The sequence below is a fragment of the Lysobacter antibioticus genome (assembly GCF_001442535.1).
GTDB lineage: Bacteria > Pseudomonadota > Gammaproteobacteria > Xanthomonadales > Xanthomonadaceae > Lysobacter > Lysobacter antibioticus.
This window is the reverse complement of the sequence record NZ_CP013141.1, coordinates 5,142,340-5,165,325: the sequence shown is the minus strand read 5'-3', so window position 1 is coordinate 5,165,325 and position 22,986 is coordinate 5,142,340. Positions and strand designations below refer to the sequence as shown.

General features: G+C 68.3%; 17 protein-coding genes (1 of these 17 only partly in view). 14 read left to right on the top strand and 3 right to left on the bottom strand.

Annotated features, from left to right (window positions below):
• The first annotated feature begins 35 nt into the window (after nucleotides 1-35).
• From GLA29479_RS20765 to GLA29479_RS20745, 5 genes are all read left to right on the top strand, one after another.
• Nucleotides 36-2,054 carry a methyl-accepting chemotaxis protein gene (locus GLA29479_RS20765; protein WP_057918989.1) on the top strand — a complete coding sequence of 673 codons (2,019 nt, stop codon included), beginning with the start codon at nucleotides 36-38 and terminating at the stop codon, nucleotides 2,052-2,054.
• Nucleotides 2,055-2,209: 155 nt separating this feature from the next.
• Nucleotides 2,210-9,025 (top strand): Hpt domain-containing protein, encoded by a 6,816-nt coding sequence (locus GLA29479_RS20760; RefSeq protein ID WP_057972724.1) that lies wholly within the window; start codon nucleotides 2,210-2,212, stop codon nucleotides 9,023-9,025.
• Nucleotides 9,018-10,754 (top strand): chemotaxis protein CheB, encoded by a 1,737-nt coding sequence (locus tag GLA29479_RS20755; RefSeq protein WP_144436662.1) that lies wholly within the window; start codon nucleotides 9,018-9,020, stop codon nucleotides 10,752-10,754. The genes GLA29479_RS20760 and GLA29479_RS20755 overlap by 8 nt, the downstream gene beginning before the upstream one ends.
• A gap of 132 nt (nucleotides 10,755-10,886) precedes the next feature.
• A complete protein-coding gene (locus GLA29479_RS20750; protein ID WP_057972722.1) occupies nucleotides 10,887-11,396 on the top strand; it encodes a chemotaxis protein CheW in 510 nt (169 codons plus the stop codon).
• Nucleotides 11,397-11,488: 92 nt separating this feature from the next.
• The gene (locus GLA29479_RS20745) at nucleotides 11,489-12,532 is read left to right on the top strand and encodes an acyltransferase family protein (protein ID WP_282955888.1); all 1,044 of its coding nucleotides are present in this window, start codon (nucleotides 11,489-11,491) and stop codon (nucleotides 12,530-12,532) included.
• A 274-nt stretch (nucleotides 12,533-12,806) separates the two neighbouring features.
• Here the strand turns inward: GLA29479_RS20745 and GLA29479_RS20740 are convergent, their stop codons facing one another.
• Together GLA29479_RS20740 and bioA are read right to left on the bottom strand one after the other, a co-directional pair.
• A complete protein-coding gene (locus tag GLA29479_RS20740; protein ID WP_057972721.1) occupies nucleotides 12,807-13,544 on the bottom strand; it encodes a 16S rRNA (uracil(1498)-N(3))-methyltransferase in 738 nt (245 codons plus the stop codon).
• Nucleotides 13,535-14,935, bottom strand: coding sequence for an adenosylmethionine--8-amino-7-oxononanoate transaminase (bioA, locus tag GLA29479_RS20735; RefSeq protein ID WP_248842872.1), 1,401 nt, complete (start codon nucleotides 14,933-14,935; stop codon nucleotides 13,535-13,537). Before bioA ends, GLA29479_RS20740 begins: the two co-directional genes overlap by 10 nt.
• Nucleotides 14,936-15,012: 77 nt before the next feature.
• Here bioA and nudE point away from each other — a divergent pair, with 77 nt between their 5' ends.
• From nudE to GLA29479_RS20705, 6 genes are all read left to right on the top strand, one after another.
• Nucleotides 15,013-15,582: an ADP compounds hydrolase NudE gene (gene nudE, locus GLA29479_RS20730; protein WP_057972719.1), complete on the top strand. Its 570-nt coding sequence runs from the start codon at nucleotides 15,013-15,015 to the stop codon at nucleotides 15,580-15,582.
• A gap of 23 nt (nucleotides 15,583-15,605) precedes the next feature.
• Complete coding sequence (cysQ, locus tag GLA29479_RS20725; protein ID WP_057920181.1) at nucleotides 15,606-16,418, top strand: 3'(2'),5'-bisphosphate nucleotidase CysQ; 813 nt, start codon at nucleotides 15,606-15,608, stop codon at nucleotides 16,416-16,418.
• A complete protein-coding gene (gene mazG / locus GLA29479_RS20720) occupies nucleotides 16,411-17,250 on the top strand; it encodes a nucleoside triphosphate pyrophosphohydrolase (RefSeq protein ID WP_082638868.1) in 840 nt (279 codons plus the stop codon). Before cysQ ends, mazG begins: the two co-directional genes overlap by 8 nt.
• Nucleotides 17,251-17,401: 151 nt before the next feature.
• Nucleotides 17,402-18,016, top strand: a complete 615-nt coding sequence (locus GLA29479_RS20715) for a hypothetical protein (protein ID WP_057972718.1) — start codon at nucleotides 17,402-17,404, stop codon at nucleotides 18,014-18,016.
• Between the two features lie 32 nt (nucleotides 18,017-18,048).
• The gene (locus GLA29479_RS20710) at nucleotides 18,049-18,354 is read left to right on the top strand and encodes an Mpo1-like protein (protein ID WP_057972717.1); all 306 of its coding nucleotides are present in this window, start codon (nucleotides 18,049-18,051) and stop codon (nucleotides 18,352-18,354) included.
• 75 nt (nucleotides 18,355-18,429) lie between these two features.
• Nucleotides 18,430-19,005, top strand: a complete 576-nt coding sequence (locus GLA29479_RS20705) for a hypothetical protein (RefSeq protein WP_057972716.1) — start codon at nucleotides 18,430-18,432, stop codon at nucleotides 19,003-19,005.
• 102 nt (nucleotides 19,006-19,107) lie between these two features.
• Here the strand turns inward: GLA29479_RS20705 and GLA29479_RS20700 are convergent, their stop codons facing one another.
• Nucleotides 19,108-19,449 (bottom strand): DMT family protein, encoded by a 342-nt coding sequence (locus GLA29479_RS20700; protein WP_031373576.1) that lies wholly within the window; start codon nucleotides 19,447-19,449, stop codon nucleotides 19,108-19,110.
• 106 nt (nucleotides 19,450-19,555) lie between these two features.
• Here GLA29479_RS20700 and GLA29479_RS20695 point away from each other — a divergent pair, with 106 nt between their 5' ends.
• The 3 genes from GLA29479_RS20695 to GLA29479_RS20685 form a co-directional block, all read left to right on the top strand.
• Nucleotides 19,556-20,266: a response regulator transcription factor gene (locus tag GLA29479_RS20695; protein WP_031373577.1), complete on the top strand. Its 711-nt coding sequence runs from the start codon at nucleotides 19,556-19,558 to the stop codon at nucleotides 20,264-20,266.
• A gap of 12 nt (nucleotides 20,267-20,278) precedes the next feature.
• Nucleotides 20,279-21,607, top strand: a complete 1,329-nt coding sequence (locus GLA29479_RS20690; protein WP_051885307.1) for a sensor histidine kinase — start codon at nucleotides 20,279-20,281, stop codon at nucleotides 21,605-21,607.
• Between the two features lie 198 nt (nucleotides 21,608-21,805).
• Nucleotides 21,806-22,986: the 5' portion of an efflux RND transporter periplasmic adaptor subunit gene (locus GLA29479_RS20685; protein WP_057972715.1), read on the top strand. 16 nt of this gene lie beyond the right edge of the window; only the first 1,181 of its 1,197 coding nucleotides appear in the window; its start codon is at nucleotides 21,806-21,808; the stop codon falls past the right edge of the window.

The window sequence follows — 22,986 nt, the reverse complement described above, 5'->3', positions numbered from 1 at the left end:
AGCCCGACTAGTAAGCTCACCGAGGTTTGCGAACCATGAGCACTGTGATGGACAACGCCGGCAAGAGCCGCCTTCTGGGCGCCAACACCTGGCTGATCGTACTGGCCGTATCGGTGCTGGTGTTCGGTCTCAACACAGGCTACGCGACCTGGAAAGGCGCGAGGCTCGGCGGCGCCGGCTCGGCGGCGTCGAACCTGCAGGTGAATTCGCAGAAGCTCGCGATCCAGGGCCGCGAAGCGGTCGGCGGCGCGAAGGACGCCTTCGCCGAGTTCAAGAAGACCAAGGCCGCGATCGACGAAGACGTGCAGACGCTCAACGACAACTTCGGCGACACCGCCGGCGTGTCGGGCCCGATCGGCGTGGTCAGCAAGAGCTGGCAGCCGCTGGGGCAGAGCGCCGAACAGGTGATCGCGAGCGAGAAGGCGGTGCTGGCCCTGGCCGGCAACGCCGACAGCTTCTCCAGCCGCGTCCCGCAGCTGCAGGCCCGCCTCGACGAACTGGTCCGCGCGATGTCGGCCTCCGGCTCGCCGTCCTCGCAGGTCTATATCGCTCTGCGCCAGGTCGTGCTGTCGGCGACCATGGCCCGACGCATCACCGAAATCCGCGCAGGCGGCAGCGGCGCCGGCATGGCCGGCGAAGCGCTGGTCCGCGACGCCACCGTGTTCGGCAACGTCCTGACCGGCCTGCGCAAGGGCGACACCTCGTTCGGCGTGACCGCGCTGTCCAACTCCAGCGCGCTCGCCGCGCTCGGCCAGGCCGAAGCGCTGTGGCTGGAAATGAAGAAGGACCTCGACGCGATCTCGGCCAGCTCCAAGGACCTGTTCCAGGCCCAGGCCGCGGCCGAATCGATCACCGGCGGCTCGGAGCGGCTGTTGAGCGAAAGCGAAACGCTGTTCAGCGCGTTCACCGCGTTCGGTTCGCTGCGCGACAAGAGCGTATTCGGCAACCTGTGGCTGTCGATCATCTCCGGCCTGGCCGCGCTGGTCGCGATCGCCGGTTTGCTGTTCTCGCTGAACTACGCCCAGCAGCGCCGCTACCAGACCACCAAGGAACTCAACGACCGTAACCAGGAGGCCATCATGCGCCTGCTGGACGAAATGGGTTCGCTCGCAGAAGGCGACTTGACGGTCAAGGCGACGGTGACCGAGGACATGACCGGCGCCATCGCCGACTCGATCAACTTCGCCGTCGAGCAGCTGCGCAGCCTGGTGCAGACCATTACCGACACCTCGGTGCAGGTCGCCTCCAGCGCCCAGGAAACCCAGGCCACCGCGATGCACCTGGCCGAAGCGGCCGAGCACCAGGCCCAGGAAATCAACTCCGCCTCCGACCGCATCAGCGAAATCGCGGCCTCGATCGACCAGGTCTCGAAGAACTCGGCCGAGTCGGCCGACGTGGCGCAGCGCTCGGTGCAGATCGCGACCAAGGGCGCGGGCGTGGTGCGGCAGACGATTCAGGGCATGGACTCGATCCGCGACCAGATCCAGGAAACCTCGAAGCGAATCAAGCGCCTGGGCGAAAGCTCGCAGGAAATCGGCTCGATCGTCGAACTGATCAACGACATCTCGGAACAGACCAACATCCTGGCGTTGAACGCGGCCATCCAGGCGGCGTCCGCCGGCGAAGCGGGCCGCGGCTTCGCGGTCGTGGCCGACGAAGTGCAACGACTCGCAGAACGCGCCTCCAACGCAACCAAGCGAATCGAGACGCTGGTCCAGACAATTCAGTCCGACACCAACGAAGCTGTCAGCTCGATGGAACAGACGACCTCGGAAGTGGTCGCGGGTGCGCGACTGGCCGAGGACGCCGGTACCGCGCTAGGCGAGATCGAAAAGGTGTCGTCCGACTTGTCGAACCTCATTCAGGGCATTTCCAGTGCGGCCCAGCAGCAGTCCAGCGCCGCCTCGAACATCACCCAGACCATGAACACGATTCAGCAGATCACCTCGCAGACCTCGCAAGGCGCCAACCAGACCGCTGCGTCGATTGGAAACCTGGCGCAACTGGCGGCCGACCTGCGCCGTTCGGTCGCCGACTTCAAGCTGCCGGCCTGACCCGGCGGCAGCCGAGACACGACGCGGCGCTTTGAACGGCGGCTTTGGGACGGGATTAAAAGAAGGGTTGTATCGAGGATGAAGCTTCCGACACATCGCTGGCAGAGCCACGGTCCGCGTCTGCGACGCGGTCCCGCCGACGGGCGGGTCACGTCATGACCGCGTTGCGCGAAGCGATCGACACCACCACGCTGGGCTGGATCAAGCCCGAGCTGGACGAAACCCTGCGCCAGGCGCGCCAGGAGATCGAGGCATTCGCCGAAGATCCCGCCGACGCCTCGCGCATGCGGGTCTGCGCCAACCATCTGCACCAGGTGCACGGCACCCTGCGCATGGTCGAACTGTATGCGCCGGCCATGGTCGCCGAGGAGATGGAGCGTCTGGCCATCGCCCTGCAGCAGGGCCAGGTCGCCGACCGCGACGAGGCCTGCGCGGCGCTGATGCGCGGCGTGGTGCTGTTGCCCGACTACCTGGAACGACTGCAAGGCGGGCATCGCGACATTCCGATCGTGCTGCTGCCGTTGCTGAACGAGCTGCGCGCCACGCGCGGCGAGTCCGGGCTCAACGAAAGCGTCCTGTTCGCACCGAACCTCGACCGTCCGCTGCCGGCGCACCTGCCGCCGCCGCTGCCGGTCGGCAGCGCCGCCGGCCGCAACGCCAGCGCGCCGCACCTCGCCTCGCTGCGCGACGCCCTGGCCGGTTGGCCGGAAGACGGCGCGCCTTCGAACCCGGCCCAGCTCGCTTCCGCCATCGACGGCCTGCTCGCCGACGTCGTCCTGGAACCGGTGCGGCGCATGCTGTGGGTGGCCTCGTCGGTCGCCCACGCCCTGCGCGACGGCGCCCTGCCGGCCACCCGTGCGTTGCGCCAGGCCTTCGGCGGCGTCGACCGCGAAGCGCGGCAGATGCTGTCCGACGACGGCTTCAGCGCGCCGCGCGGTGAACCCGCGGCCGAGCCGACCCGCCAGCTGCTGTACCACGTCGCCCACAGCGACGGCCGCCATCCGGCGCTCGACGACCTGCGCCAGACCTTCGAACTCGCTGCGCACCTGCCCAGCGAGTCCGAACTCGAACACGCCCGCGGCAGCCTCAGCGGCCGCAACCGCGCCCTGCTCGACACCGTCGCGGCGGCGATCAAAGAAGACTTGTTGCGGGTCAAGGACGCCCTCGACCTGCACCTGCGCACCAACCAGACCGACCCCGGCGAACTGCGTCCGCAAGTCGACGCCCTGGCCCGGGTCAGCGACACGCTGGGCATGATGGGGCTGGGCATGGCCCGCACCGTCGTGCTGCAGCAGCGCGAAGCCATGCACGAAATCGTCGAAGGCCGCCGCGCCGCCGACGAAGGCACCTTGCTCGACGTGGCCGGCGCCTTGCTCTATGTCGACGCCTCGCTGGACGACCAGGTCTCGCGCCTGGGCCTGCCCGAAGACAAGGCCGAAGAGAACCTGCTCGCCGGCGAGGCGCGCAAGGTGCTCGACGTGGTCGCACGCGAAGCCATCGCCAATTTCGGCGACGCGCGCCAGTCCTTCGTCGCCTTCGTCGAGACCAAGTGGGACCACGACGAACTGACCGAAGTGCCGCGCGTGCTCGACGAAGTCGCCGGCGCCCTGCGCATGATCGAGCTGCCGCTGGCGGCCGACTACCTGACCGGCGTCAAGCGCTACACCGAAGTCGAACTGATCGGCCGCCGCCGCGTGCCCAGCGGCCAGCAGCTCGACACCCTGGCCGATGCCCTGGCGAGCCTGGAGTACTACCTCGAAGCGCTGCGCGAGCAGCGCCCGAACCGCGACGATATTCTCGACATCGCCCGCCAGAGCCTGGAAACCCTGCGTTACTGGCCGTTGCCGGACGTGATCCGGGTCGAGCCCGCGGCCGAAGCCATTCCGGTCGCAGCGACCCCGGCCGTCGAAGCCGCCCCGGTCGATACGACCGCGTCGCAGGCGCCGGCCGTCGACACCTCGACGCCGGAATCCGCTGTTGCCGACAGCCTCGACCTCCAGCGCAGCGAGCAGACCGTCGACGCGCAAACGGTCGGCGACGCCGTCGCGGCCGATACCGCCGAGCCCGTCGAACCGACGCTCGCCGCGGCATCGGACGCCGCAACCGAATCCACTGCGACCGAAACCGTGGCGTCCGTCGCCGCGGGCGGCGCCCTGATCGACGCCTCCTTGCTTAACGCCGTGCCCGACGCACCGCCGTCGATGCTCGGACAGTCGGTGGCGACCGGCGGTTTCGAACAAGTCGACGACATCGACGACGAAGTGCGGGAAATCTTCCTCGAGGAATTCGAGGAAGAAATCGCCAACCTCGACAACCTGCTGCCGGCCTGGCGCGAAGCGCCGGACGATCTGGCCCGCGTGCAGCCGGTGCGGCGCGTGTTCCACACCCTCAAGGGCAGCGGCCGCCTGGTCGGTGCGCGCACCCTGGGCGAGTTCAGCTGGAACATCGAAAACCTGCTTAACCGCGTGCGCGAACACGGCCGCGCGGCGAGCCCGGAAGTGATCGACCTGGTCGAGCACGCCCATCGCGCGCTGCCGGGTTTCTACGCCGCCCTGCGCAACCAGGGCCCGCTGACCGTCGACGTCGCCGGCATCGAGGCGCATGCCGATTTGCTCGCGACCGGCGAAGAAGCCTTCTACCAGCCGCCGCAAGCCACGGCCGAAGCCGAAGCCGAAACCGCGGCTCCGGTCGCGATCGACGGGCCTTACGTGCCGGCGTCGGTCGACCCGGTCCTGCTCGAAATCCTCGACGGCGAAGTGGCCGGCCACCTGGTCACCATCGAAGCCTGGCTGGCGGCCTCGCGCTCGCAGCCGCAGCTCGCCAGCGACGGTCTGCAGCGTTCGATCCACACCTTGAACGGCGCCTTCGCGATGACCGAAGTGCCGGTCATCACCGACGTCACCGCGCCGACCGAAGCCTACGTCAAGCGTCTGCTCGCCAGCGCCGCGCCGGCCAGCGCCGAAGGCGTGGCTGCGCTGACCGCGGTGGCCGATGCGATCCGCACCACGGTCGAAGCGCTGAAGTCGCCGACGCCGCACGTGCCGATGTTCGTCGGCCTGCCCGAACGCATCGCCGCGCTGCGCGACAGTCTGCCCGACGCGCGTTCGCCGATGATCACCGAGGAGATCTATCACGACGACGTCCTGCCGGAAGGCCAGGATCTGTCCGAGCTGACCGTCAACGATCTCAGCGCGTTCGGCGACTACGACCCCTCGCGCGAATTCGCCCAGGTCGCCGGCAACGACGATGCCTCGGCCAAGCCGGTCTCCAGGACCGATTTCGACGGCGACGAGCTGAGCCTCGGTCTCGACCTGCTGCCGGTCGGTTTCGCCGACAGCACCATCGAGGCCGCGCGTCTCGAAGTCGAGCGTGCCGAAGTGGCCCGTCTCGAAGCCGAGCGCCTCGAAGCCGAACGCATCGCCGCCGAGCAGGCCGAAGCCGCACGTCTCGAAGCCGAACGCCTTGCTGCCGAGCAAGCCGAAGCCGCACGTCTCGAAGCCGAACGCCTTGCTGCCGAACAGGCCGAAGCGGCCCGTCTCGAAGCCGAACGCCTTGCTGCGGAACAGGCCGAAGCCGCACGCCTCGAAGCCGAACGCCTTGCCGCCGAGCAGGCCGAAGCCGAACGTCTCGAAGCCGAGCGTCTGGCCGCCGAACAGGCCGAAGCCGAGCGCCTCGAAGCCGAGCGTCTTGCTGCCGAACAGGCCGAAGCCGAACGCCTCGAAGCCGAGCGTCTTGCTGCCGAACAGGCCGAAGCCGAGCGCCTCGAAGCCGAGCGTCTTGCTGCCGAACAGGCCGAAGCCGAGCGCCTCGAAGCCGAACGTCTTGCCGCCGAGCAGGCCGAAGCCGAACGTATCGCCGCGGAGAAAGCCGAAGCCGAACGTCTGGCCGAAGAAGAGCGTCTCGAATACGAGCGTCTCGAAGCCGAATACGCCGCCGAAGCTCAGCGCGCCGAGCAGGCGCGTCTGGAAGCCGAGCAAGCCGAAGCCGCACGTCTCGAAGCCGAGCGCATCGCTGCCGAGCAGACCGAAGCCGAACGCCTGGAGGCCGAGCGCATCGCCGCCGAACAGGCCGAAGCCGAGCGTCTCGAAGCCGAACGTATCGCTGCGGAACAAGCCGAAGCCGAGCGTCTTCAAGCCGAACGCATCGCTGCGGAACAGGCCGAAGCCGAACGCCTCGAAGCCGAACGCATCGCCGCCGAACAGGCCGAAGCCGAACGTCTCGAAGCCGAGCGCATCGCCGCGGAACGCGCCGAAGCCGAGCGTCTCGAATACGAACGCCTCGAAGCCGAGTACGCCGAAGCCGAGCGCCTCGCACGCGAGCAGGCCGAAGCCGAAGCCGAAGCTCAGGCCGATGCCGAACAGCCGGCGACCGATCTGGCCCAGGTCCGTCTCGACGACCGCGGCACCGACAGCGAAGCCGCGGCCAACGACAACGACGAGGCGCCGAGCGCCGAGGTCGAGCGTCCGGCCGCCGCGCTGGTCGCGGGTGCAAGCACGGCCGTGCAGACCGGCATCGCCGCCGGCGTGCCGGCTGCGCTGGCCGCGATCTTCGCGCATGCCTCCAACGCCAATCCCGATCCCGAAGAAGCGCTCGATGTGAGCGAGCTCGATCCCGAACTCGTCGACATCTTCGTCGAAGAGGGCGGCGACCTGCTCGACCACTCCGACGGTCTGCTCGCGCAGTTGCGCGAGACGCCGAGCGAGCGCGAGCCGTTGGTCGGGTTGCAGCGCGATCTGCACACGCTCAAGGGCGGTGCGCGCATGGCCGGCATCATGGCCGTCGGCGAACTCGGCCACGTCATGGAGTCGCTGCTCGAAGCGGTCGTCGACCATCGCACCGAACTCGGTCGCGACGGTCTGGTCCTGCTCGAACGCGGTTTCGACCGCCTGCACGCGATGGTCACCCGCGTCGGCACCGGTCGCGCGATCGCGATGCCGGAAGCGCTGATCTCGGTGTTCGAAGCGCGCTGGCGCGGCGAAGCCATGCCGAGCTTCGCCGGTCTGCAGCCGGCCGAGGTCGAAGCCGCGCAGCCGCAAGCGCAAGCGCAAGCGCAGCCGGTCGCGGCCGAGCATGACGGCCTCAAGCCGCTGTCCGCGCCGATCGCCGACGCGCCGCTGGGCGACGAAGACGAGATCGGCGTGCGGGCGCCGCAGGAACAGGTGCGTATCCGCGCCGATCTGCTCGACCGCCTGGTCAACTACGCCGGCGAAGTCGCGATCTATCGCGCACGCCTGGAGCAGCAGTTGGGTGCGTTCCGCGGCGCGATCGCGGAAATGGCGCAGACCAACCTGCGTATGCGCGACCAGCTGCGCCGTCTGGAAATCGAGACCGAAGCGCAGATCATCGCGCGCTACCAGCGCGAGGGCGATTCGGGCGACCAGTCGTTCGATCCGCTGGAACTCGACCGCTTCTCGACCCTGCAACAGCTGTCGCGCGCGCTGACCGAATCGGCGGCCGACCAGAACAGCCTGCAGAACACCCTAGACGACCTGACCCGTCAGTACGAAACGCTGCTGCTGCAGCAGTCGCGAGTCAGCTCGGAGTTGCAGGAAGGCCTCATGCGCACGCGCATGGTGCCGTTCGACACCTTGCTGCCGCGTCTGCGTCGCGTGGTCCGCCAGGCCTCGAGCGAACTGGGCAAGCAGGTCACGCTCAAGCTCGAAGGCACCCAGGGCGAACTCGACCGCAACGTGCTCGAGCGCATGACCGCTCCGCTGGAGCACATGCTGCGCAACGCCGTCGCGCACGGCCTGGAACGTCCCGAACAGCGTCGCGCCGCCGGTAAGCCGGACGAAGGCACGGTGCGCATCGCGGTGCGCCGCGAAGGTTCGGAAGTCGTGCTGGAAGTGGCCGACGACGGCGCCGGTCTCGACCGTGCGGCGATCCGTCGCCGCGGCGAAGAACGCGGCTTGGTGCGTGCCGACGCCGTCATCGCCGAAGCCGACCTGGACTCGCTGATCCTCGAACCGGGCTTCTCCACCGCCGACGAAGTCAGCCGCCTCGCCGGTCGCGGCGTCGGCATGGACGTGGTCGCCAGCGAAGTGCGCCAACTCGGCGGCACGCTGGACATCCACTCGCGTCCCGGTCAGGGCGTCCACTTCACCCTGCGCCTGCCGCAGACGCTCGCGGTCACCCAGGCGGTGTTCGTGCGCATCGGCGACATCACCTTCGCCGTGCCGATCGCTTCGGTGCGCGGCGTCGGCCGCCTGTCGCGCGAACTGCTCGACGCGGGCGAGGCCAGCTACCGTTACGGCGGCGAAGACTACGTCGTCCACGACCTCGGCACCCTGATCGGCCACGCGCCGGCCAAAGCCGAAGGCCAGCTGCAGATGCCGTTGCTGCTGATCCGCTCCGGCGATCTGCGCGCCGCCATCACCATCGACCAGGTCATCGGCAACCGCGAAATCGTGGTCAAGCCGGTCGGCCCGCAGGTGGCGTCGGTGCCAGGCATCTTCGGCGCGACCATCATGGGCGATGGCCGCGTGGTGGTGATCCTCGACGTCGCGCCGCTGGTGCGCCGCCGCACCGCGCAGTTGCTCGACTTCGCCCAAGTGGTGGCGCCGCCGCCGGCCCCGGCGGAAACCCGCCGCGTGCCGCTGGTGATGGTGGTCGACGACTCGGTGACGATGCGCAAGGTCACCGGCCGCGTGCTCGAACGCCACAACTTCGAGGTCATCACCGCGAAGGACGGCATCGATGCGCTCGAACGCATGGCCGAGCGCGTGCCCGACCTGATGCTGCTCGACATCGAAATGCCGCGCATGGACGGTTACGAGCTGGCCACGCAGATGAAGGCCGACGCGCGCATGCGCGAAGTGCCGATCGTGATGATCACCTCGCGTACCGGCGAGAAACATCGCCAGCGTGCGTTCGAGATCGGTGTCGAGCGTTATCTCGGCAAGCCTTATCAGGAGCTTGAATTGATCCGCAACGTGTTCGAACTGCTTGGAATCGCGCGTCATCATGGCTGAAGCAGAACGTCGCGTAGCGTTGTTGGCGCGGGCCGGCGTGGCCTGCGACCGTTTGCGTAGCGCGCTCGGCGATGCCGGCGCGAACCTGGTGTTGGTGGGCGATCCGACCGCGCTGGAACCGGCTGCGCTCGACGCGGCCGATCCGGACGTGGTCGTGGTCGTGCTCGACCCGGCCACCGAGGACGCGCTGGACCGTTTCGAGAACCTGCTGGTCGATCCCTCGATCGAGGTGATCTTCGAGGAAGCCGAACTGACGGTGTCGCGCGAGGGCTGGGACGAGGCGCGTTGGGCGCGCCACCTCAGCGCCAAGTTGCACCGCCACGACGACGTGTTGCCGCCGGGCCGCGAGCCCGAGCCGGAACCCGATCCGATGCTGATCTCGACCGGGTTCGAGCGTCCGTTCGCGGCGGGATCGCCGTTGGCGCAGGAGCCGGTCGGGTTCGATCCGGCCTCGGCCGAAGCCTCGCTGGACCCGCTGTCGTTCGTCGCCGCCGAACAGATCGGCGAACTGGCGCGGGTCGCGCCGTCGCCGCTGCCGGTCGAAGAAACCATCGAGTTCCTGACCGCCGAAGCGGTGGCCGAGGACGACGCCGAAGAGATCGTTGCCGAAGAAATCATCGCCACCGAAGCGGTCGTCGCCGACGATTTCGACATCGGCCACCTGACTTTGGAAGCGGTCGACAGCCAGGACGAGGTCCCGGGCAACGCCGCGCCGTATTCGCCGACGCTCGACGAGTGGGTGGAGCCGGCCACGGCCCATGCCGACGTGCCCGCGCTCGACGAAACCGGGCTGGGCGATCTGGAAGTGTGGCGCGCGCCGCCGCAGGACCAGGTTCGCGAGCTGATCGATTTCGACAGCGCCTTCTCGATCCAGGACGACTCGTCCGCATCCGCCTCGACGGTCGCGCCGCTCGATTTCGACGACGGCCGCAACGAACGCGCCGCCGCCGAAGCGCGCAGCTTCGACAGCGATCTCGAGTTCGCCTTGAACGATGACCTGCAGGCGGCGCCGAAAGCGCCGCTGCCGCCGACGCCGGCGGTGCCGGACTGGTCGTTCAGCGACGAAGCCAGCCTGGTCAGCGCAGCCACCGGGCAAAGCGGCGCGCACGGCAACGCCTCGGCCGGCAAGCACGATCTCGACGAAATCGAACGGCGTATTTCCGGCCTGGAACTGGTCGACGACAGCGTCCCGACCTCGACCCGCAATGGCGCCGTGCTCGTGCTCGCCGGCATCGGCGGACCCGATGCGGTGCGCCAGTTGCTCGGCGCGTTGCCGGAGAATTTCGGCCGCCCGGTGCTGGTGCAACAGCGTCTCGATGGCGGCCGCTACGACAAGTTGGTCGCGCAGATGCAGCGCGCCACCTCGGTGCTGGTCAAGCTCGCCGAACCCGGCACGCGCACCATCGATGGGGTGATCTACATCCTGCCGGCCGGACTCGGCATCGACGTCAGCGACAGCGGCATCCAGTTCGTCGAAGGCGCCGAGGTGCTCGACGCCTTGCCGGCCTCCGACAGCGCGGTGTTCTTGTTCAGCGGCGCCGACCCGGCCCAGGTCGATGCGGCGATGCAACTGTCCGCGCAGGGCGCGATGGTCGCCGGCCAGTCGCCCGACGGTTGCTACGACGCGGCCGCGGCCAGCGCGGCGATCGCGCGCGGCGCCGGCAGCGGACAGCCGGCCGATCTGGCCGCCAAACTGGCCTCGCGCTGGTCCGTGCAAAGCGCGATCTAGGCCGCAAGCTAAGAGCCCGAACGCCGTCGCCGCGTGGCGACGGCACCGAATCCAGGATTCCGGCATCAAGGAATCCACCGCAGCAGATCCACCCGTTGAAGGCCGCGCAATCCGCGGCGAGGACGCGAAGCGATGTCGAACGAGAACCAGATCAGCGACGCACCCCCCGAAGCCACCTCGCAGGCCGACATCCGCGGCGTGTTGATCCAGGTCGGCGGCGCACGACTGCTGCTGCCCAACGCGACCATCGCCGAGGTGCTGTCCTATGCGCCGCCGGCGCCGATCGAAGACGCACCGCGCTGGCTGCTCGGCCAGATCCGCTGGCGCGGCTGGCATCTGCCGCTGATCGCTTTCGGCGAACTGTCCGGGCTCGCCCGCGAGCAGGGCGGCCTGGGCAGCAAGGTCGTCGTGCTGAAGGCGCTCAGCGCCGCTTCGCGCCTGCCGTACTTCGCCTTGTTGACCCAGGGCTTCCCGCGCCTGGTCACGGTGTCGCGCGACAGCTTGTCGATCGCCGGACGCGAAGGCGACGTGTTGCCGCACGCCGTGCAGGCGCGCGTGCTGCTCAACGACGATCCGGCGCTGCTGCCCGATCTGGAAGCGCTGGAAGCGATGATCGGCGAAGCGCTCGCGCAAGCGGCGTGAGTCCGGCGCCGCAGGAACGCGGCGCGCCGCCGCAGTCGCGCCCTTTATCTGGCCCGCCGTCGGCCGCGGCGGCGCCGAAGCGCTACGCCTCGATCGACGCCCTGCGCGGGCTCACCGTCGCGGCGATGTTGTTGGTCAACAATCCCGGCGATTGGGGCCATGTCTACGCGCCCTTGATGCATTCGCAATGGCACGGTTTCACCCCGACCGACCTCGTATTTCCGATATTCCTGTTCATCGTCGGCGTGTCGATCGCGCTGGCGTTGATGCCGCGCCGCGAGCACGGCGTGGCCGCGGCGAGCTTGCTGCGGCCAGCGCTGTGGCGCGCGTTGCGTATCGTCGGTCTCGGCCTGCTGCTGCATGTCTGCGCGATGTGGGCGATCGGCCACGATCATTTGCGTGTGCCTGGCGTGTTGCAGCGCATCGGCCTGTGCTTCGCCGCGGCGGCGCTGATCGCGCTGTACTTGCCGGCGCGGGCGCAGTGGATCGTCTGGGGCGCGTTGTTGTTCGGTTATGCGGCTTTGCTCGCAGCCGGCGGTAGTTATGCGCCGTTCGAGAACATCGCCAGTCGTCTCGACAGTGCGCTGTTCGGCGTTCACGTCTTCCAGATCGACCCGGTCAGCGGCCGCGGTCACGACCCCGAAGGTCTGGTGTCGACGCTCGGTGCGTTGGCGACCACCTTGCTCGGCCTGCGCGCCGGCGACTGGCTGCGCCGCGGCAATCTGCGTGCGCTGTGGATCGCCGGTGCGGTGTGCCTGCTCGCAGGCTGGGCCGGGGCCTATTGGCAGCCGCTCAACAAGAACCTGTGGACCCCGGCCTACGTGCTGTGGAGCGGCGGTCTGTCGTGTTGGGTGCTGGCCGTGTTCCATGAACTGATCGACCGTCGCGGCTGGCCCGCGTTCGGACGCGCTTTCGGCGTAAACGCGATCGCCGCCTATGGCGGTTCGGCCTTGCTGCTGTATCTGCTGATGGGGCTGGGCTGGCTGCAGCCGATCTATCGGCGTGGCTTCGCCGACTGGATGACGCCGCAGTTCGGGCCTTATCTGCCTTCGCTGGCGTTCGCGCTGGTCTTTGTCGCGCTGTGGTGGGGCGTGGTGCGGTGGCTGGACGCGCGGCGGATCTATTTCAAGATCTGAGCCTTGTTACCGGGCTCGGATGAGGCAACAGCAACAGCAAATCCCCCGCACCTGCTGCGCAGGCGCCGCCGCCTCCCCAAAGCGGGCAATAGCCCCGGCCGCCTTGTGTAGTTCCCCGGTCGCCGCGGCAGTAGCCGCTCAGAGCAGTCTCTTTCTCACGGGTGGATAGCAGGTCGCCGCGCATCGCAGCTCCCCCCTTTGGAAAAGAGGGTAGGGGGATGCCCTTAGCCTTAGAAGGGGTACCCGAGCTTCAAAAGCGACGATGCATCCCGCTTCAGGCCAGGTCGCCGAACCTGGCCTGCAAGGCCGCGATGGCCGCCAGTCCCGCGGTTTCGGTGCGCAGGATGCGCGGGCCCAGGCGCAGGCCCTGGAAGCCGGCATCGCGCAGTTGCTGGCGATCCAACGGCGACCAGCCGCCTTCCGGGCCGATCGCGAGCAGCACCGCCGCCTCGGTCGCGACGGTCAACGTGGCGAAGGCGAGTTCGCCGTCCGGGTCGAGGATCAGGCGCAGGCCGCCCGGCGGCAGCGCCGCCAGCGTTGCCGCCAGCGAACGCGGCGCCGACACCTCGGGCACGCGCGCACGACCGCTCTGCTCGCAGGCCGAAGCCACCACGTTGCGCCAATGCGCATGACGTTTCTCCGCGCGCGCTTCGTCGAGCTTGACCTCGCTGCGCTGCGACCACAGCGGGTGCACGGCATGCACGCCGAGTTCGGTGGCTTTCTGCAGGATCAGGTCCATCTTTTCGCCGCGGGCGATGCCTTGCAACAGCACCAGCGGCAGCGGCGATTCGCGTTCGACGTCCTGCACCGATTCGATCGCTACCCGCACCTCGCGCTTGCCGAGCGCGGCGATGCGGCCGTGGTAGTCGCGGCCGTCGCCGTTGAACAGCACGCAGGCGTCGCCGACTTCGTGACGTAGCACGCGCGCCAGGTGCGTGGCGGGGCCTTCGGGCAGCACGACCTCGCGACCGGCGGCGAGATCGGCATCGACGTGGACTCGGGTCAGGCGCATGCGTCGGCCTCCCGCACGGCATGGTCGATCGCCGCGCGCGTGGTGTCGGCGAGCAGGCCCAGGGCGTCCTCGTCGATCGAATAGGGCGGCATCCAGTACAGCACGTCGCCGAGCGGCCGCAGCAGCACGCCGCGTTCGAGTGCGGCGCGATACGCGTGCAGGCCGAAGCGGGCGGCCGGGTCGAACGGCGTGCGCTTGTCGCCGTTACGGGTCAGTTCGAAGGCGACGATCATGCCGGCCTGGCGCACGTCGGCGACGTGCGGGTGGTCGGCGAAATCGGCGGCGAGCCGGGCCATGCGCGCGCTGGTGGCGCGGTTGCGGGCGACGATGTCGTCGTCGCGGAAAATATCCAGGCTGGCCAGCGCCGCCGCGCAGGCCAGCGGGTTGCCGGTGTAGCTGTGCGAGTGCAGGAAGGCGCGCTCGCGCGAGTCGTCGAGAAAGCCGTCGTAGATCGACTGGGTGGTCAGCACCGCCGCCAAAGGCAGGGCGCCGCCGGTCAGGCCTTTGGACAGGCACAGCAGGTCCGGCATCACTCCGGCCTGCTCGCTCGCGAACAAGGTGCCGGTGCGGCCGAAGCCGACCGCGATCTCGTCGGCGATCAGGAACACGCCGTGCTCGTCGCACAGTTCGCGCGCCAGCTTGAGATACACAGGGTCGTGCATGCGCATGCCGCCGGCGCACTGCACGCGCGGTTCCAGGATCAGCGCGCAGACTTCATCGGCATGGCGTTCGAGCAGATGACGCAAAGCCGTCGCGGCCTGTTCGGCGCGCTCGGCCGGGGTTTGGCCGGGTTCGCACAGGTAGGCGTCGGGCGAGGGCGCGAACAGCGACTCGGCCAGCAGCGGTGCGTAGATGCGCCGGTACAGCGGAATGTCGCCGACCGCGAGCGCGCCGAGGGTCTCGCCGTGGTAGCCGTTCTCCAGGGCGATGAACTTGGTCCGGCCTTCGATGCCGCGGTTGCGGAACCAGTGGAAGGCCATCTTCAGGGCGACCTCGACCCCGGCCGAACCGTTGTCGGCGTAGAACACCTTGCTCAGCGGCGCGCGCCCGTCCTGTCGCGGCGCCAGCGCCAGCAGGCGCTCGGCGAGTTCGACCGCCGGCGCGTGCGAGCAGCCGGCCAGAATCACGTGTTCCAGGGTGCGCGCCTGGGTCGCGATGGCCTCAGCGATGCGCGGTTCGGCGTGGCCGAACAGGTTGGTCCACCAACTCGAGATCGCATCCAGATAGCGACGCCCGTCGCGGCCGATCAGCCACGGGCCTTGCCCGCTCGCGATCGGCAGCAACGGCAGCGTATGGGGGTGTTCGCGCATCTGGGTGCAGGGATGCCAGAGCACCGCCAGGTCGCGTTCGCGCCAGGAGTCCGCCGCGTCGGCGCCCGGCTCTGTTAGCATCGTCGTGTCGTGAGTGATCTCTCGCATCCCCCTATTATCGTGCCTTTCCGCTCCCTGCTCACGCCCGGAGCCGCGCCATGACCCGGCGGCTGCCGACCATTCATCACGTCACCGAGCACGAGGCCGGTCCGTACCGGCTGGAACGGCTCGATCTCGAGTTTTCCAACGGCGAACGCCGCCAGTACGAGCGCCTGCACGGACGCGGCCACGGCGCGGTCGTGGTGGTGCCGATGATCGACGACGACACCGTGCTGCTGGTGCGCGAATACGCCGCCGGCGTGCATCGCTACGAGCTCGGCCTGGTCAAGGGCCGCATCGACGCCGGCGAAAGCCCGATCGAGGCCGCCGACCGCGAGCTCAAGGAAGAGGCCGGCTATGGCGCGCGTTCGTTGACCGTGCTGCGCTCGCTGACCCTCGCACCGACCTACATGAGCCATCAGGCGCATCTGGTGCTGGCGCGCGATCTCTATCCCGAGCGCCTGCCCGGCGACGAACCCGAAGAGCTCGAAGTGGTGCCGTGGAAACTCGACGACCTGCACGAGTTGATCCTGCGCGAGGATTTCTCCGAAGGCCGCAGCATCGCCGCGCTGTTCATCGCTCGCGAATGGCTGCGCAACGGCGAGCCGCACCCGGAGTCGCAAGCGTGAGCGCAGCCCCTGTGAGACAAGCCCTGCTCAGCCCGGAACAGATCGAAGGCGCGATCGCGATCGCCCGCGCCGCGGCGGCGGCGATCCTGACCGTCTACGACGGCGAGTTCGCGGTCGAACGCAAGGCCGACGCCTCGCCGGTCACCGCCGCCGACATGGCTGCGCACCACATCATCGTCGACGGGCTCGCCCGCCTGACTCCGGACATCCCGGTGCTGTCGGAGGAATCCGCGCACGAGGTCAGCTTCGAGCAGCGTCGCGAATGGTCGCGCCTGTGGCTGGTCGACCCGCTCGACGGCACCCGCGAATTCGTCAAGCGCAACGGCGAGTTCTCGGTCAACCTGGCCCTGATCGACCACGGCGAACCGGTGTTCGGCCTGATCCAGGCGCCGGTCGGCGGCGCGCTGTGGCATGCCCAGCGCGGCGGCCGCGCCTACCGGCGCGACGGCGACGACGAGCGCGAAGTGCGGGTGCGCGCACCGGCGGCGCAACCGCTGCGGGTCGCGGCCAGCCGCTCGTTCCACAGCGACCGCGCCGATCGTGCGATGGCGCGCCTGCAACGCGAAGCGCCCGGCGGCATCGCCATGCTCAGCCTGGGCTCGTCGTTGAAATTCTGCCGGATCGCCGAGGGCGGTCTGGATCTGTACCCGCGTTTCGGCCCGACCAGCGAATGGGACACCGCCGCCGGCCAGTGCGTGCTCGAAGCCGCGGGCGGCGCCGTGTTCGATCCGCAGGGTCGGCCGTTCCGATACAACCAACGCGCCGACATCCTCAACGGCGATTTCGTCGCCGTGGGCGATCCCGCGCTGCCGTGGAAGGAGTGGCTCGATGGCTGAAGTGCTGAACCTGCCGCCGGGCATCGCCGGGCTGTTGACGATCATGGCGCGCCTGCGCGATCGCGACAGCGGTTGCCCCTGGGACATCGAGCAGGACTTCGCCTCGATCGCGCCGTACACGATCGAGGAAGCCTACGAAGTCGCCGACGCCATCGACCGCAAGGACCTGGTCTCGCTGAAGGACGAACTCGGCGATCTGCTGCTGCAGGTCGTGTTTCACGCGCGCATGGCCGAGGAGCAGGGCGCGTTCGCTTTCGACGATGTGGTCGCGGCGATCAGCGACAAGATGGTGCGCCGTCATCCGCACGTGTTCGGCGACGCCAGCGTCGAAGACGTCGAGGCCCAGACCGTGGCCTGGGAAGAACAGAAGCGCCGTGAGCGCGAGGCGGCGGGCGAGGTCGACACCTCGGCGCTGGCCGGCATCGCCCGCGGCCTGCCCGAGTGGCAGCGGGCGGTGAAACTGCAAAAGCGCGCGGCCGCGGTCGGTTTCGACTGGCCCGACGTGAGCCCGGTGATCGCCAAGCTGCACGAGGAAATCGAGGAAGTCCGCGCCGAGTTCGCCGCGGTCGCGGCCGCGCCCGACGATGCGGCCGCGCACGACCGCCTCGAGGACGAGATCGGCGACGTGCTGTTCGTCTGCGCCAACCTGGCCCGTCACGGCAAGGTCGACGTCGGGGCCGCGCTGCGCCGCGCCAACCTCAAGTTCGAGCGCCGTTTCCGCGCGATGGAAACCCTGGCCGCGCAAGACGGCCTGGCCCTGGCGGAGTTGCCGCTGGAAGGCCAGGACGCGTACTGGGACAAGAGCAAGCGCGCCGAACGCGGCGAGTCCTGAGCGCGGCGTTCGCTTCGCGGCGCATCTGCGTCGCGCGATCGAGACTGTGGGCTGACTTGCGGCGCCGCGAGCGGCGCGGCAGGATGCGTGCAGGACCGATGAGCGAGGGACTGCCATGCATCGTCGTATACGCCAGTGGTCGCTGGCCTGCGTGTTCGCCGCCGGTTTCTCCATCGAAGCGGCGGCGCAGGAAAACCTGATCGTCTTCGTCGGCGAGAAGCTGTCGGTCGAGCAGTTCGAACCCGTACGCGAGAAGAACGTCATCCTCATGGACGCCGTTTTCAAGGCCAGGTATCGGGTCGAGCAGCTCGTCTATGGCGAGTACGACGGGGATACGATCGAGTTCGAGGCCTACGACCATTACGGTGTGCCGCCGTTCTCGCGCTTTCCCCATGCCTTGCTGTTCGTATCGCGCGACGGTAACCGGTTTTACCATCAGAAATATCAGTTCTATCCGGTGTTCCACACTGCGTCCGGCGCCTGGTTCGGCTGCGGACCGGTCGGCGAGCGCGACGTCCGGGACCGCCTGGGCATCGCCGAGGCCAAGCCGATGCCATGGAGCAGCGATGCCTACCATCCGCTGAAGCCTGAGTGGTCCAGCAAGGACCGGCGCAAGCTGTTCGCGCGCGAGCATTTCCGCATCGACGGCGACAAAGCGTATTGTCTGACCGGCAGCCCGGTTGGCGAGTTGTTCGAGGTCAAGAAGCGCACGGTGCTGAAGGCGCGGGGCATGTTCGGCGGCGATGCGACGAAGGCCGCCGATTGAGCGATGCGAGGCGATCAGGCGAGGGCAGGGACATGGCGAACCGTTTTGCGAGTTTCCGCGAGTTCTATCCGTTCTATCTGAGCGAACACAGCAACCGCACCAGCCGGCGCCTGCACTTCATCGGTAGCTGCGGCGTGCTGGTGCTGCTCGCGCTGGCCTTGACCCAAGGCCGACCCTGGCTGCTGCTGGCGGCGCTGTTGTGCGGCTACGGTTTCGCCTGGGTCGGGCATTTCTTCTTCGAGAAGAATCGTCCGGCCACCTTCAAGCACCCGCTGTATTCCTTCGTCGGCGATTGGGTGATGTTCAAGGACATCCTCACCGGCAAGATCAAGTTCTAGCGATCCGTTGCGACTGCTCCGCCGACGCGGCGCCGATAATCGGTGCCGCGCCCACTCACTCAAGGACGAAACCTCGTGAATTCCAAGATCGCTCTGTGCTGCCTGGCGCTGTCGTGGCCGGGCCTGGTGTCGGCAGCGAGCGCCGCGAAGCCCGATGTGCCGATGCGCGTGTCGCCATGGCTCAGTGAAAGCATGGACAGCAAGACCTGCCCCATCGTCCACGTGTACCTCGCCGGAGCCGGATCGGCCCAGGGCGGCTCCGCGCTGGCAACGGTGTGGCGCAGCCGCGACGATGAAAGCTCGGCGCTCGAAGCCTGGCCGGCGTTGCATTTGTCCATCGGCGGCCAGCCCCATGCCTTGCGCCGCGAGGGTCCGCATTCGGATATCGAAACGGCGACCCTGCAGCGGCAGCGCGGCGAGACCCTGCGCTGGTCCGAGGCCGGCGCGGAGCTTTCGGCCGAGCTGCGCCTCGGCGTGCCGAGCCTGTCGGTCGAGGAAGACGGGCGCTGGACCCGGCTGCCAGCGGCGCAGGCGCGCGCGGCGATGGACGACGCCAGCACCCTCACCCGCTGGAAGGGCCATCTGACGGTGACTGTCCGTGGTCAGCGCTGGCAGCGCGAGGTCGAGGTCGAGTCCCTGTGCGGGCCTTGATCGGGTCGGCTGCGCCGCGCTAGATCCGGGAAAATCGATGCAGGAAGGTCAATCCAGGAAGCTCAATCCCGGAAAATCAATCCAGGAAATCAATCCAGGAAATCAATCCAGGAAGATCAGCCAGGCCGCGACCACGATCAGGCCGAACCCGGCCCAGTGGTTCCACTTCAGCGGCTCACCGAGGTACCAGGCCGAGAAGCCTGCGAACACCAGCAGGGTGATGACCTCCTGCATGCCCTTGAGCTGCGGCGCCGAGTACACCGCGCTGCCGAGGCGGTTGGCCGGCACCTGCAGGCAGTATTCGAACAGGGCGATGCCCCAGCTGACCGCGATCGCGATCATCAACGGCGAAGACTTGTACTTGAGATGGCCGTACCAGGCGAACGTCATGAAGATGTTCGAGCCGAGCAAAAGCAGGATCGGGTAGAGGCGTTCGGCGAGCATCGGGACGTTTCGTGATGGAGTGGGCGGTCAGCGTAGCCAGGGTCTTCACGGGCCGTCCACCTTGGCGAGGGCAACCTTCACAAAACTGAAGGAATGGAGAGGCTGCATGCAGGGTACGAGAGACGGGGGGCTGGTCCTGATCGTCGAAGACAACCGCAATATCTCCGAAATGGTCGGCGAGTACCTCGAAAGCCGCGGCTTCGAGGTCGATTACGCGGCCGATGGTCTCGACGGTTACCGCCTTGCCACCGAGAACAGTTACGACGTGATCGTCCTGGACCTGATGCTGCCGCGCATGGACGGCATCGAGGTCTGCAAGAAGCTGCGCGAAGAGGCCCGCAAGTCCACGCCGGTGCTGATGCTGACCGCACGCGACACGCTCGACGAGAAGCTCACCGGTTTGAGCGCCGGCGCCGACGACTACCTGACCAAGCCTTTCGCGATCCAGGAACTGGAAGCGCGCTTGCGCGCCCTGATCCGGCGCGAGCGCCGCCAGGTCGGCGGCGAGGTGCTCAAGGTCGCCGACCTGGTGCTCGACCCGGCCAGCCTGCGGGTCACCCGCGGCGGCAGCGAGTTGCAGCTCTCGCCGATCGGCTTGCGCCTGTTGACCATCCTGATGCGCGAATCGCCGCGCGTGGTCAGCCGCCAGGAGATCGAGCGCGAGATCTGGGGCAACGGTTTGCCGGATTCCGATACCTTGCGCAGCCATCTGTACAACCTGCGCAAGACCATCGACAAGCCGTTCGACAAGCAGCTTTTGCATACCGTGCAGAGCGCCGGCTACCGGGTGGCAGACATTTCCCAGCCGCCGGACTGACCGGCCGCGACCATGCCGCAGGGGCTACCGCGCAAGATCAAGCTTGCGTTCATTCTGCAAGCCTTGATCGGCAGCATCGCGATCACGCTGGGCATCCTCCTGGCGGGACTCGCGGTGCGCCACGTGGTGCTGGAACAGCGCATGCAGCGCGAGGCCGACGACTACTGGGCCGGGCGCATCCGCGACCCCAACTATCCGTTGCCGCGCACCTCGACCACGCGCGGCCATTTCGTCCCCACCGGCGCCAGCGACTCGCTATTGCCGATGGTGATCCGCGGGGTCGACTCGGGCCTGCACAATCTGCCCGGCGGCGGCCGGGTGGTGCTGGTGGACCGGCGCGAGCCCGGCACCTTCTACATGATCTACGCCACCGAGCTGATCGACGAGGCGATCCTCTACACCGGCCTGTTCTCGCTGCTGCTGTCGTTGCTGACCACGTATCTGATTTCCTGGCATACCTACCGCACCTCGAAGCGACTGGTCTCGCCTGTGAGCTGGCTGGCCAACGTGGTCTCGCAGTGGGACCCGCGCGATCCCGACACCAGCCTGATCGAGCCGATCAAATTCCCCTACGACCCCGGCAGCGAAGTGCGCCGCTTGTCGAGCTCGCTCAGCGGCCTGGCCGAACGAGTCAGCGACTTCGTCGAGCGCGAGCGCGACTTCACCCGCGACGCCAGCCATGAACTGCGCACGCCGTTGACGGTGATCCGGGTCGCCACCGACCTGATGCTGGCCGATCCTGACACGCCTCTGCGCGCGCAACGCTCGCTGTTGCGCGTGCAACGCGCCGGGCGCGACATGGAGGCGGTGATCGACGCCTTCCTGATCCTGGCGCGCGAGTCCGACGTCGAGCCGCAGTCCGAAGATTTCCTGGTCCGCGACATCGTCGACAACGAGATGGAGCGGATCCTGCCCTTGCTCAACGGCAAACCGGTCGAGCTGCACCTCTACGACGAGGGCGGGCCGCGCCTGACCGCGCCGCCGCACGCGCTCGGGGTCATGGTCGGCAACCTGCTCAGCAATGCGGTGCGCTTCACCGACCAGGGCCGCATCGACGTGCGCCTGAGCCGCGACAGCATCGAGATCCGCGACACCGGCATCGGCATGTCGGTGGAAACCCTGACCAAGGCCTTCACCCCGTTCTACCGCGCCGACTTCTCGGTCGGCGACGGCAAGGGCATGGGCCTGTCGATCGTGCGCCGGCTCGGCGAACGCTTCGGCTGGCCGGTCACCCTGACCAGCGCGCCCGAGCAGGGCACCACCGCGGTGATCCGCTTCCGCCCCGGCAGCGCCACCCTGAGCACCCACATGCCGCCGCTACCGCGCCGACCCGGCGCTTGAGCCTGGCCGCCGGCTGCGACGCTTTCGCACCCTGGCGAATCCCTGTGCAGAATCGCCTGTCGCCGGACGTTCGCTGAGCTGGCATGCGGCGATAGCCGAAACTGAACCGTTCGTGCCCGATGCGGTCAATGCAGCGAGCGCTGTCAACCGCATTCAGCCACGCGCGTTCGCGCCTCCATAGCCCACGATCCGAGTCCCATGAGCGCAGCCAAGCCGACCTCACCCGCGACGAAAAACAACGGGCGCCGCAAATCGCCGTGGCCCAAGCGCATCGTCGTCGCGGCGGTGGCGCTGGCCGTGGCCGGCGGCGCCTGGACTTACTACCGTCAGCGCAATGCCGAGGACGCCGCGGGCGCCTACCGCACCGCCAAGGTCGAACGCGGCGACATCCGCGTCGCGATCTCGGCCACCGGCGCGCTCTCGGCGATCTCGACCGTCGACGTCGGCAGCCAGATCTCCGGCCAAGTCACCGACGTGCTGGCCGACTACAACGACCGGGTGACCAAGGGCCAAGTGATCGCGCGCATCGATCCCAGTACCTATGAGGCCCAGATCGCCCAGGGCTCGGCCCAGGTCAGCAACGCCCGCGCCGGCCTCGCCACCGCGCAGGCGACCTTGCGCAACGCCGAGCTCGATTATCAGCGCAAGTCGGAACTGGCCAAGAACCAACTCGTCGCGCGCAGCGACGCCGACCTGGCCCGCGCCGCGCGCGACCAGGCCCGCGCTCAACTGGCCGGCGCCGAAGCCCAGATCAATCAGCAGATCGCTTCGACCCAGACCTCGCGCCTCAACCTGCAGCGCACGGTGATTCGCGCGCCGGTCGACGGCGTGGTGCTGACGCGCAGCATCGAGCCCGGCCAGACCGTGGCCGCGAGCCTGCAGTCGCCGGTGCTGTTCCAGATCGCCGAAGACCTGTCGAAGATGGAGATCGTGCTGGCCATCGACGAAGCCGACATCGGCCAGGTCAAGCCGGGCCAGAGCGTCAACTTCACCGTCGATTCCTTTCCCGATCGCCAATTCCGCGGCGCCGTGCAGCAAGTGCGGCTGTCGGCGACCAACACCAGCAACGTCATCACCTATCCGGTCGTGGTTTCGGTCGACAACGTCGATGGCGTGCTGCTGCCGGGCATGACCGCCAACGCAGAGATCGAGGTCAGCCGCCGCGACGACGTGCTGCGGGTCAGCAACGCCGCGCTGCGCTACAAGCCGGCCGACGATGCGGCCGGCGCCGGTGCGGCGAACGGTCCGGGCGGCGGCGCGCGCGGCGGCCTCAGCGGCGACCTGCCGCGGGTGGCTCAAGCGCTCAAGCTCGATATGAATCAGCAGGCGGCGTTCGACGCCGCGCTGGAACAGATGAAACAGCGCATGGCCGCGCGTAC